Source organism: Streptomyces otsuchiensis (assembly GCF_004305975.1).
GTDB classification, from domain to species: domain Bacteria; phylum Actinomycetota; class Actinomycetes; order Streptomycetales; family Streptomycetaceae; genus Streptomyces; species Streptomyces otsuchiensis.
Map to the genome: position 1 here is coordinate 1 of NZ_BHZI01000610.1, position 446 is coordinate 446.

General features: G+C 82.7%; 1 pseudogene. It reads left to right on the top strand.

Going from position 1 to position 446, the window contains the following annotated elements:
• A pseudogene (locus E0D90_RS26075) lies at positions 1-446 on the top strand (hypothetical protein); the annotation flags it as partial.

Sequence of the window (446 nt, forward strand, 5' to 3'; positions counted from 1 at the left end):
CCCCGAGTCCCGCCCCGAGCCCGTGGAGGTGACCTCCCCGCCGGAGCACGGCTCCGCGCCGGGGCGGGCCCCGGGTTCGGCCGACGGCCCCGGGGCACCGGGTGACCTGTCGGCGGGAACGGCGGGGACGGCGGGGACGGCGGCGTCGGCGCAGGTGCCCGGCCCGCGCACCGAGACCTTCGCCGAGACCTTCGCCGAGAGCTTCACCGAGCCGCCGGCCGTTGCCGACCCGGCGCCGGTGGCGGACACCGTCGCGGCCGACGCGCCCGTGGCGGACACACACGGCGCCGACGCGGCCGCCGAAGCCGACGTCACCGCCGATCCCGACTCCGGTGCCGACGCCGGGGCGACCGCGCCGGAGCCCGAGGCCGGGCCGGTCACGGACGCCACCCCGGCGGACGCCACCCCGGCCGACGCCGCCCCCGGGCCCGACGCCGCGCCCGCCC